This window comes from Bacillus sanguinis (assembly GCF_018332475.1).
Taxonomy (GTDB): Bacteria; Bacillota; Bacilli; order Bacillales; family Bacillaceae_G; genus Bacillus_A; species Bacillus_A sanguinis.
This window is the reverse complement of sequence record NZ_BOQB01000205.1, coordinates 1-11,009: the sequence shown is the minus strand read 5'-3', so window position 1 is coordinate 11,009 and position 11,009 is coordinate 1. Positions and strand designations below refer to the sequence as shown.

10 protein-coding genes are annotated in these 11,009 nt (G+C 36.0%); 8 read left to right on the top strand and 2 right to left on the bottom strand.

Annotated features, from left to right (window positions below; genetic code table 11):
- The coding region (locus tag KI369_RS20755) for a multidrug efflux MFS transporter (protein WP_212957234.1) at positions 1 to 1,151 on the top strand (1,151 nt) is incomplete at its 5' end.
- 52 nt (positions 1,152 to 1,203) lie between these two features.
- Here KI369_RS20755 and KI369_RS20750 read toward each other — a convergent pair.
- Entirely contained in the window at positions 1,204 to 1,965 is a 762-nt protein-coding gene (locus tag KI369_RS20750) for a DODA-type extradiol aromatic ring-opening family dioxygenase (protein WP_212957233.1), read from the bottom strand.
- Positions 1,966 to 2,169: 204 nt separating this feature from the next.
- On the opposite strand from KI369_RS20750, the gene KI369_RS20745 reads away from it, so the two are divergent.
- The 7 genes from KI369_RS20745 (at position 2,170) to KI369_RS20715 (ending at position 8,786) form a co-directional block, all read left to right on the top strand.
- On the top strand, positions 2,170 to 3,093 hold the full coding sequence (locus tag KI369_RS20745; RefSeq protein WP_212957232.1) for an alpha/beta hydrolase: 924 nt from the start codon (positions 2,170 to 2,172) through the stop codon (positions 3,091 to 3,093).
- A 124-nt stretch (positions 3,094 to 3,217) separates the two neighbouring features.
- Positions 3,218 to 3,907, top strand: coding sequence for a 5'-methylthioadenosine/adenosylhomocysteine nucleosidase (locus tag KI369_RS20740; RefSeq protein WP_212957231.1), 690 nt, complete (start codon positions 3,218 to 3,220; stop codon positions 3,905 to 3,907).
- Between the two features lie 168 nt (positions 3,908 to 4,075).
- The gene (locus KI369_RS20735) at positions 4,076 to 4,720 is read left to right on the top strand and encodes a LytTR family DNA-binding domain-containing protein (protein ID WP_212957230.1); all 645 of its coding nucleotides are present in this window, start codon (positions 4,076 to 4,078) and stop codon (positions 4,718 to 4,720) included.
- Between the two features lie 127 nt (positions 4,721 to 4,847).
- Complete coding sequence (gene scpC / locus KI369_RS20730) at positions 4,848 to 6,362, top strand: succinyl-CoA:acetate CoA-transferase ScpC (protein ID WP_212957229.1); 1,515 nt, start codon at positions 4,848 to 4,850, stop codon at positions 6,360 to 6,362.
- A gap of 214 nt (positions 6,363 to 6,576) precedes the next feature.
- Positions 6,577 to 7,020: a GNAT family N-acetyltransferase gene (locus tag KI369_RS20725; RefSeq protein ID WP_212957228.1), complete on the top strand. Its 444-nt coding sequence runs from the start codon at positions 6,577 to 6,579 to the stop codon at positions 7,018 to 7,020.
- Between the two features lie 27 nt (positions 7,021 to 7,047).
- On the top strand, positions 7,048 to 7,407 hold the full coding sequence (locus KI369_RS20720) for a YunG family protein (RefSeq protein ID WP_212957227.1): 360 nt from the start codon (positions 7,048 to 7,050) through the stop codon (positions 7,405 to 7,407).
- Between the two features lie 53 nt (positions 7,408 to 7,460).
- The gene (locus KI369_RS20715; RefSeq protein ID WP_212957226.1) at positions 7,461 to 8,786 is read left to right on the top strand and encodes a bifunctional S-methyl-5'-thioadenosine deaminase/S-adenosylhomocysteine deaminase; all 1,326 of its coding nucleotides are present in this window, start codon (positions 7,461 to 7,463) and stop codon (positions 8,784 to 8,786) included.
- A 164-nt stretch (positions 8,787 to 8,950) separates the two neighbouring features.
- Here the strand turns inward: KI369_RS20715 and KI369_RS20710 are convergent, their stop codons facing one another.
- Entirely contained in the window at positions 8,951 to 10,333 is a 1,383-nt protein-coding gene (locus KI369_RS20710; protein ID WP_212957225.1) for an alpha/beta hydrolase family protein, read from the bottom strand.
- Between the last annotated feature and the right edge of the window lie 676 nt (positions 10,334 to 11,009).

Here is an 11,009-nt window from a genome sequence, read left to right as displayed (position 1 = left end):
TGAGTTTAGTAATTCCTTTTTTATCTTTTTATATTGAGGAATTAGGAGTAACTGGCACTTCAAGTATTGCACAGTGGTCGGGACTTGCATTTGGTGTAACATTTTTAATGGGTGCGATCGTATCACCAATATGGGGAAAGCTTGGTGATATACATGGACGGAAATTGATGCTTATTCGTGCGAGCCTTGGTATGGCGATTATTATGACGCTTATGGGGTTTGTAACGGATGTGTATCAACTAGTCGCACTAAGATTTTTAATGGGAGCAGTATCTGGTTTCCTTTCAACGGCGATGACATTTATTGCAGCAGAAACTCCGAAAGAGCATTCAGGTTGGGCAATTTCCACAATTTCAACTGGGGGCGTGAGCGGTTCTTTACTTGGCCCGTTACTTGGAGGATATTTGTCTGAGTTAATTGGAATGCGCCATGTTTTTCTTGTTACAGGAGCTTTTTTATTCCTTTCTTTTCTCATCGTTTTTTTCTTCCTACATGAAGAGAATCACTCCGCTCAAGCAAAAAAAGTACAACCGAAAAAAGTATGGACGATGGTTCCAGCAAAGCATTTAATTATTAGTTTATTTGTAACAACATTTATTATTCAACTTGCGAACATGTCAATTCAACCTATTATTACATTGTATGTAAAGAATTTAGAAGGCCCAGGAACAGCTCATATTGAAATGATTGCAGGTGCAGTCATGTCTGCGACAGGTTTAGCTATTATTATGGCAGCTCCTAAGCTAGGTAGATTATCAGATCAAATTGGTCCTCAAAAAACGTTAGTTGTAGCGTTGTTTGCTGCAGGAATTATTTTTATCCCGCAAGCATTTGTAACCTCAGCTTGGCAACTATTAATTCTTCGATTTTTATTAGGTATCGCACAAGCAGGATTATTACCTTCTGTACAAACTCTACTAAAACAACATACACCAACCCATGTAACGGGACGAATATTTGGATATAATCAATCGTTTCAGTTTTTAGGAAATATGATTGGACCAGTACTTGGTGGACAAATTGCAGCACATGCGGGCTTCCAATATGTTTTCTTCTCTACATCATCACTATTATTTATTGCGTGCATTTGGGTTTATTTTCATAATAAGAACGAAGAGGTATCAGAGAAACGACATTTGGAAGTTAGTTAACTAAGTGAATGAAAAAGAAAAGGATGAAGCAACGATTGCTTCATCCTTTTCTTTAAAATTGAAGACAAAGATAACTTAATGTACCCATCTCATAACTGCGGTGAATGACTTCGCCGTTATTTTCACCGCTTCCCATAGCGATAAATAAAGGAACAAAATGCTCTGCTCTTGGTACTGCTAATTGTGCATGAGGGGCATTGTTCTCCCAATTAAATAATGCATCTTTATCAGTAGTCTGCATATGTTTAATAATCCAATCATCAAATTCAATTGCCCATTGTTCGGGTGTCGTTTGATTCCATTTCAAAGCTCGTAAGTTATGAACAGTAACACCGCTACCGATTATTAAAATATCTTCTTGTCCAAGCCCTTTAAGTGCTTCTCCAATTTTAAATTGCTCTTTTGCAGGAAGGAATGGATTGACTGAAATTTGGACGACAGGAATATTTGCTTCTGGATACATGCGGTGCAGAAGAGTCCATGAGCCATGATCTAAACCTCTCGTCATATTATGATGGACTGGAATACCTTTGTTTTTAAATTTTGTTTCTAACATAGATGCAATGTTAGAAGAACCTTTCGCACGATATTTGATTTCGTATAACTCAGGAGGAAAACCTCCAAAATCATAAATTGTTTCATATTCGTTATCTGATGAAGAAATCGTTAATGCTTCACTTTCCCAATGAGCAGTGAAAATAACAATCGCTTTCGGTTTATATGTTTCTCCAAGTGTTTTTAAAAACCTTGTATAGTCTGTATCTTGAATAGCAAGCATCGGTGATCCGTGTGCTAAAAATAATGATGGCATCATAATAGAAACCTCCCAAAAAATATAATAATTACTTTATGTAAGTTACTATATAATTTTATTGGTTGTTCGTCAACATAATAGTTTGGCAGCTAATCGGAAAAGTAAGGAATTTGTCATAATGAAAGCAATTGCATATAATACATAATAAGAATAATGAATGTATATTCATTTTTGAGATACATAATAGAGTTGGGGGCTGACGAAATGAACGTAAAGGAAAGTTTCGTTACGGCATTGGATGGATCAGAAATTTATTTACGCAAGTGGTTACCGGAATGTGAACCGAAAGGGATTATTCAAATTGCACACGGCATGACAGAACATGCAGGTGTTTATACAGACTTTATTGATGCGTTATTAGAAGCAGGGTATGGTGTGTATGCGCATGATCATAAAGGTCATGGGAAAACAGTAAAAAGAGAAGAAGACTATGGTCATTTTGAACCGGATATAGGATGGAATCAGGTTGTGTCTGATGTAATCTTTGTCTCGGAAATGATAAAAGAAGAGCAATCATGCCCATTGTTTTTACTAGGTCATAGTATGGGATCTTTCCTATCACGACGTGCTGTGCAGCTTAGAGGCGAGTTATATGATGGATTTCTTATTTCAGGAACTGGTGGCAATCCAGGGTTTTTAGGAGTTGTCGGGCATAAAGTAGCAACAATTGAAATGAAATTACGCGGGGCAAAAACGAAAAGTCCGATGTTAAACTTTTTATCTTTCGGAAACTTTAATTCAAACTTTAAACCGAATCGTACAAGTTTTGATTGGTTATCTTCAGATAATAATCAAGTTGATAAGTATATTGCAGATCCGTTATGTGGATTCATTTGTACGACGAGTTTTTATCGAGAACTATTTTCTGGTGTATTAGAAGTAAATAAACTAGAAGAATACAAGAAAACGCCAAAAAACCTTCCGATACATATATTCTCTGGAGACCATGATCCTGTTGGAGATATGGGGAAAGGTGTAAAAGAAGTATACGAAAACTATAAAAAATGTGGTGTGAAAGACGTGACACTACGTTTATATGAAAATGGAAGACATGAAATGTTCCATGAAGTGAATAGAGATGAAGTATTTAAAGATTTGATTTCGTGGTTAGATGCGCATAATAGATGAGAAAGCTAAGCCCAAACCGTTTGTAGTTTGGGCTTGTATTTATAAATTTGTTAGAGATAAAGACAAAGAATTTTTGGAGATTTTCTTCAAAAAAATATAGAAACAGTTTCAAGGAGATGAATATATGAAATTTGGAATTATTGGTCCATCAGAAGATGAAATTATGCCGTTTATTGAAGAGATGACTAATAAGGAAATAACGAACCTTGCGATGTTAACGTTTTATAGTGGGAAATATGAAAATGTGGAAGTTGTTGCATTATATTGTGGTGTATGTAAAGTTAACGCAGCTATTGCAGCTCAAATATTAGTAGATAAGTTTAATGTGACACATATTATTGTAACAGGTGTTGCAGGAGCGATTGATAAAGTATTGAAAATTGGAGATACAGTCATTTCAACTGAAATAGCATATCATGATGTTGATGAAGGGATATTAACTGAATATCATCCATGGATGGAAAGTGTATACTTTAAAACGGATAATACACTTCTGGAATTGAGCCGTGAAGTGATCGAGAACAATCAATTTACTCAAAATGTATATTTTGGAAAAATAGTTACTGGAGAAGCGTTTATAAGTGAGAGTGGTCGTACAGAAATAATTTCTAAATACAATCCTCTTTGTGTAGATATGGAAACTGCAAGTATAGCTCACGTCTGTTATGCAAATACAATTCCGTTTTTAGCAGTGAGATCAATAACAGATACAGAAGAAGCGTCTGGCATAGAAGTGTTTGAAGATAATTGTGTTTCTGCTTCACATCATTCTATTCATTTTGTTAAGAAGTTATTAGAATCAGTGAAAAAGTAAAGAAATATTGCATGATAGGAAACCTCACTTTTTAGAAGTAAGGTTTTTTAGGTAATGGAGTAATAGTAGATGCGAGATTTTTAGATGAATTTCTAATCAAACTTTTTATACTGGGCAACAGATACCTATTCATAATAGTAGTATAATAGTGAATGAGGTGTTAATAGAATGGAAGATAAAACATTGGGGATATTACTAGATGTTGTTGGGGAATTATTTTCAGATGAAATTTCAATTGCTGTATCGAATACGAAAGAATATATTTATTATCGGCCAAGTAAACGAATTGATTTAAAGATTAGCGCCGGGGATCCTATAAAAGAAGGAACGATTGCGCATAAAGCAATGATAACGAAGCAAAAAGCTTCTGAGTTTATTAACCGAGATGTTTTTGGTATTCCTTATCATGGAATGGCCGTACCATTTTCAAATGATGGGAAGCTTGAAGGCTGCGTGACGGCCATTTATCCAGCTTTAACGGATGGAAAGTCAGTCGTTACTTTAAAAACAACGGACGGCTGGGTTCCGGTTCCTTTTTCAAAGGTCATGTATTTAGAGGCGAAAGATAAAAAGACATATGTGAATGCAGAAGAGTTAACAGGAACACATAAATACTCGCTACAAGAATTCGAATACTTGCTTCCGAAAGATTCGTTTATTAGATGCCACCGTTCCTTTATTGTAAATGTAAATCATATTAAAGCGATTTATCCTGATACGCATTCTACTTTTGTACTTTCGATGGACAACGGAGAGAGGGTACCAGTTAGTCAATCATACGCTAGTTATTTTCGTAAGCTTCTAGGATTCTAAATTATTCTGCTTTAGAGACTAGATTCGCTGTTTTATCTGAATTTTTGCCATTGTATACTGAAATCCTTATTTGGATACTGTTAAAGTGTAAAATAATTATGAATATTCACAGGGAGAGGGATTACATATGGAGAATAATTTGGATAGAATTAGGGATCAACGTCTGAAAGATCGCGTAGTTACACCTGAGGAAGCAGCTTCATGGATTGAAAGTGGAATGACTTTAGGCTTAAGTGGGTTTACACGTGCAGGTGATGTAAAAGCAGTCCCATTTGCGCTTGTAAACCGAGTTAAGAATGATACATCTTTTAAAGTAAATGTATTTACTGGTGCTTCTTTAGGTTCTGATGTAGATAAATTATTTGCGGAAGCAGGAATTTTAGGGAAAAGATTGCCTTTCCAAGCTGATGCGACTATGCGCAAAGGAATTAATAACGGAGATTTTTTATTTGTGGACCAGCATTTATCTCATACAGCAGAGTTACTCCGTGCTGACGTTATGGATGTAGATTTTGCTATTTTGGAAGCGGTTGCGATTACTGAAGATGGCATGATTATTCCAACAACTTCAATAGGAAATTCTTTAGCGTTTTCTTTAAATGCTAAGTCCATCATTATTGAAATGAATATGGCCCAATCCGCGCAGTTAGAAGGACTGCATGATTTATATGAACCAGGTAAGCAAGGAGAAAGGCTTCCAATTCCGATTGTGAAAACGGATGATCGAATTGGAACGATTGGCATTCCAATCGATGTTGAAAAGGTGAAAGGGATTGTGTTTACGAACCAACTAGACTCACCATCGACAATTGTTCCTCCGGATGAAGAAACTGTTATTATGGCACAGTATTTAATAGAGTTCCTTCGAAAAGAAGTCGAAGTAGGCCGATTAACAAATCGTTTAGCACCGTTACAATCGGGAATTGGCTCAGTAGCTAATGCAGTTCTTCATGGAATGTTAGATTCGGAATTTGAAGATTTAGAAGTGTATTCTGAAGTTTTACAGGATGCGGTCTTTGATCTTATGGATGCTGGAAAAGTCAATTTTGCTTCATGCTGCTCGATTACGCTTTCTGAAGAGAAAATGCAACAAGTATTTTCTAACTTTGAAAAATATCGTGACAAATTAATGATGCGCCCGCAAGAGATTTCTAATCACCCTGAAATCATTCGCCGCCTCGGATTGATCTCGATTAATACTGCTTTAGAATTAGATATATACGGAAATGTTAACTCTACTCACGTTTTAGGCACAAAAATGATGAATGGTATTGGTGGTTCTGGTGATTTTGCGAGAAATGCACGTCTAGCTATCTTTGTTACGAAATCGATAGCAAAAGGTGGTAACATTTCAAGTATCATTCCTTTCGTTTCACATGTAGACCATACGGAACACGATGTAGATGTTATCGTCACTGAACAAGGATATGCGGACTTAAGAGGGCTAGCGCCAAGAGAAAGAGTGGAACTCATTATTGAGAATTGCGTACATCCAATGTATCGTGACCAGCTAAGAGCTTATTACGAAGAAGCAAAAACAAGAGGTGGACAAACTCCTCATGTTTTAGAAAAAGCTTTTTCTTGGCATACGAATTATGCTAAAAATGGAACAATGCTTGAAGAGGTAGTAGAAACTGTATAGAAGTGTAAAAATGATTTTTAATATAATATGCCATAAAAGTTAAAAGAAACAGAACGCCAATTTTTAGGAATGGCGTTCTGTTTCTTTTAATAAATTGTTACCTATGCTGAAGAATTATAAAAGTAATCTCTTATTTACGGAAATAAGAGGTTTTTTAAATTATTTTTTCGAATCATTTTAATAGGTTACGTATTGAAGGTGAGGAGAAAGAATCATGAAGATAAGAAAAGCGTTACTAAGTGAAGGAAATGAATTAAGTGAACTCACACTACATTCAAAAGCAACGTGGGACTATAGTGAAGAATTCATACTTGCTTGTAAGGAAGATTTAACAATTACAGAAGAGTACATAAGTAATAATTTTGTATATGTTTTAGAAAACGATAATATGAAGATTGGGTTTTTCTCATTTTTACGTAACGATAAAGCTCTCGATTTCTTATACATTCATCCTCGTTACAAAGGAAAGGGGTATGGGAAAATAATGTGGAAGTTTGTAATAGAGCAAGCAAATGAACTAGGAATAAAAAGCTTTACAATTGATAGTGATCCAAATGCAAAAGGGTTTTACTTGAAGATGGGAGCGAAGTTAATAGGAGAGACACCATCAACGGTTTTTAAGGGCCGATTACTGCCCCTTTTGAAATATGATGTGTAAAACTATTAATAGTAGGAGAAGCTGAGAATGGATCATATAAAGGGAAAAAGAATATATGAAGCACTCATGAAATCTTGGTCTATTGAAACGAGTTCAAAGTGGACAAGTGAAAATCGAGCAAAGGGACAGTGTGGTGTAACAACTATAGTCGTTCAAGATATAAACGGAGGGAAAATCAAAAAGACAAAAGTTGGAGAGGAGTGGCACTTTTATAACTGTATAAATGGACATAGGTTTGATTTTACAGAGTCTCAATTCAACAAAAACCTGAATTATTTGGATGTGGAATCAAATCGGGAAGAAGCGTTTGCAGATACAAATGAAAAACAATATAGCATTTTGAAGGAAAAGATAATGAAAGAATTGAAATTATCTTTTGACTCTTAATCTTTAATAAGTTACTATAATGGTGGTAACTTATTAAAGGGAACTTCATAGAGTTGAAAGGGGAAATACTTTTGAAAACAACTTATGTAAACGCTACAATCGTAACGATGAATGAACAAAATGAAGTGATAGAAAATGGATATATCATTGTAGAAAATGATCAAATTATAGATGTGAAGAGCGGAGAATTCGCTAATGATTTTGAAGTAGATGAAGTAATTGACATGAAAGGAAAGTGGGTTTTACCAGGGCTTGTCAATACACATACACACGTTGTCATGAGTCTCTTAAGAGGTATTGGTGATGATATGTTATTACAACCATGGCTTGAGACGAGAATTTGGCCACTTGAAAGTCAATTTACTCCAGAACTTGCGGTTGCTAGTACGGAACTAGGATTACTTGAAATGGTGAAAAGTGGTACAACATCATTCTCTGATATGTTTAATCCAATTGGAGTAGATCAAGATGCAATTATGGAAACGGTATCAAGAAGCGGAATGCGAGCTGCTGTTTCAAGAACTTTATTTAGCTTTGGAACGAAAGAAGATGAAAAGAAAGCAATTGAAGAAGCTGAGAAATATGTGAAGCGTTATTATAACGAAAGTGGTATGTTAACTACGATGGTTGCACCGCATAGTCCATATACATGTAGTACAGAACTGTTAGAAGAGTGTGCACGTATTGCAGTAGAAAATCAAACGATGGTTCATATTCACCTTTCGGAAACAGAGCGTGAAGTACGTGATATTGAAGCGCAGTATGGAAAACGTCCAGTAGAATATGCGGCAAGTTGCGGGTTGTTTAAACGACCAACAGTTATTGCACACGGTGTAGTATTAAATGACGATGAGCGTGCATTTTTAGCAGAAAATGATGTTCGAGTAGCTCATAATCCAAATAGTAATTTAAAACTAGGCTCTGGTATAGCGAATGTAAAAGCGATGCTAGAAGCGGGAGTGAAAGTAGGTATTGCAACAGATAGTGTGGCATCTAACAACAATTTAGATATGTTTGAAGAAATGCGTATAGCAGCATTATTACAAAAAGGTATTCATCAAGACGCAACAGCATTACCAGTTGAAACAGCTCTGTCTCTTGCGACTAAAGGAGCTGCTGAAGTAATTGGCATGAAACAAACAGGATCACTTGAAGCTGGAAAATGTGCTGATTTTATTACGATTGACCCGTCTAATAAGCCGCATTTACAACCAGCGGATGAAGTGTTGTCGCACCTTGTATATGCGGCTAGTGGAAAAGATATAAGTGATGTAATTATTAACGGAAAACGTGTCGTTTGGAATGGCGAATGTAAAACGTTAGATGAAGAGCGTATTATATTTGAAGCAAGTCGATATAAACGAGGTTTGCAAAGATAAGTATTTTTAGGATGTGGAGAAAGTCTTCTCCACATCCTGTTTTTGTGTCTGACCCTTTTTTATTACTGTTATTGAATAAAACAGAAGAGAATGATTTAGATAAAATCACTAGTTTTAAAAAATCCTTCAAGCAATAATGATGATATGAAGGATTTTGATGTTTCTTATTTTTTTGTCTCGTTGACCCATTTAATAATGTCCTGGATGACGTACTCAGGAACATTAGCAGGGATTTCATATTCACTAGGAAGACTTAATTCCCCATCACCCTCCGTGAAGAAATGATTCAATTTTGGGTATTCATTGAACTGAACATTCCTGCGGTTTGAAAGCCCTTCCTGCCATTTGGTATATTCATTTTTTACTGTTACTTGATGATCGCGTGCACCTTGAAGAATCAGTAGAGGCTCTTTTCGTAATCTTGCCTCTTCAACTGGACGCCACCTAGAAACATCATACATAAAATGAGGTGACCCGAAATTGTAGCCAGCTGGAGGGTGGTCAGGATTGAAAGTAGGATCCTGGATAAAAGCGACTTGTCTTTTTAGTTCATCGATTACTTCTTTTGGTGCCCCTAGGTATTGATTCTGATCAATGGCAATGTCAGTCAAAGGGCGTGCAGGTGGTGCGAGTAAGATACTTCCTCTAACAAGGGAGGAAGGAGATTTGCTCAGTATACGCGGCATTGCGCCAGCTCCTAGACTATGACCAAGAATGAAAATGTTATTTGGATCAATGCCTTCCTGCTGTGCTGCTGATTTTGCTGCATATATGGCATCATCTGTAGTATCACGGTCTAACGTAACAGGTTCTGCACTCATCTTTAATGCGTGTTCTAAGGTGCGTTTTTCATAGCGCAACACTGCAATTCCGTTGGACGAAAGGCCTACCGCAAGGTCTCGTAAGATTTTTGTTCCCAGATATGTGCTATCGCGATCATGGATGCCAGCACCATGAACAAGAACAACTACGGGTACCTTTTCACCAGGCTTATGTTTCGGAACGGTTAAAGTGGCTGGTAACGGATAGGTAGAATTTCCAATGACGATTTCACGTTCTTGATAGGAAGTAGGTTGATCATATGAAGGATGCGGGATAATATAAGATTCCGGAGGCGTCCTTACCCCAATTTCATCTACTTTCCCGCCAGGTGTGAATTTAAGGAGTAACGGTATGGTAGTTCCTTGGGTAGTTCCTGAAATTTCCACCGTCTGATGGACTAAGTTTCGTTCTTTTATCACGGGGGATCCCATGCTTTTTATTCCGCTCCAGCCACTTTGTGTCCACCAGTTTTGGAATGTGTTTGCTGTAAACTTGGATTGAAAAGCAGCAGACGTCAACTGAAGTGCCTCTGCATACTTACCTTGCTGGAGATATTCAAGGAATAATAATGTACGCTCCGTTAAAGAGACTCGTTTCTTTTCTACAGATTGTGCCTCACGTGTATCTGCACGAATAGCTGTTGGAAGCGGAAAAGATGAAATGCCTAAAGAAAAGAGCAGGGTAAAGGAAAGTATTGATTTTTGTATTTTCTTTTTTTTATTCATGTTTTAACCTCCAATATGTGATAGTAAAAAACAGGTATGATAAATTAAGGTTCTGTTGTAAAAACGTCTAAACCATTGATATGTTCATCTAAAACCAACAATTCTGGTTTTGTGGTAATCGTTCTAGTAACTCTTAATCTCTCTTTCTTTACTTCATATTTTGACTATACGAAACAAAGTTCTCGTTTTTCTTACTTGATTCTTACAAAATCCTTAAGTGTATAAGATTGGTAAAATATCACTTGCTACTTGACCTAAATTTAAAAAAATAAAATGGTATTTCTTAATATAGATAAAAAGATATACCCAACCAAACTGTACCTATACGCCTATTAAGTTAATTATGCGGGATTTATATGAAACAGAAGAAAAGTGAAAGCAAAAAGGGAAGTATACATATATAATAGGAAATTTTTTATCAATACTTGAGCGAACGGTGCAGAGTATAGATTCAATCTTTAGCTATCGTTTATAAAATAGTATCCATTTCATGACTTTATACAATAAAATACAAAAAAGGAGAAAGGAGATTACCGTCATACAATTTGAGGCGAAAATTTGTTTTGATTTTATTAAGGAAAAGCGATCCTTTTTTAAAAGGATCGCTTTTTTCTTGAACGAATAAATATTCAAAAGAATGTCGCATCTTTCTCGTAGTATTTCTGCTATAATATAT

Bases quoted from the DNA above. Each gene is read 5' to 3' on its own strand.
- KI369_RS20735 (WP_212957230.1), top strand. From the start codon at position 4,076: ATGGAAGATAAAACATTGGGGATATTACTAGATGTTGTTGGGGAATTA.
- KI369_RS20740 (WP_212957231.1), top strand. From the start codon at position 3,218: ATGAAATTTGGAATTATTGGTCCATCAGAAGATGAAATTATGCCGTTT.
- KI369_RS20745 (WP_212957232.1), top strand. From the start codon at position 2,170: ATGAACGTAAAGGAAAGTTTCGTTACGGCATTGGATGGATCAGAAATT.
- KI369_RS20750 (WP_212957233.1), bottom strand. From the start codon at position 1,965: ATGATGCCATCATTATTTTTAGCACACGGATCACCGATGCTTGCTATT.
- KI369_RS20710 (WP_212957225.1), bottom strand. From the start codon at position 10,333: ATGAATAAAAAAAAGAAAATACAAAAATCAATACTTTCCTTTACCCTG.
- KI369_RS20725 (WP_212957228.1), top strand. From the start codon at position 6,577: ATGAAGATAAGAAAAGCGTTACTAAGTGAAGGAAATGAATTAAGTGAA.
- KI369_RS20720 (WP_212957227.1), top strand. From the start codon at position 7,048: ATGGATCATATAAAGGGAAAAAGAATATATGAAGCACTCATGAAATCT.
- scpC (WP_212957229.1), top strand. From the start codon at position 4,848: ATGGAGAATAATTTGGATAGAATTAGGGATCAACGTCTGAAAGATCGC.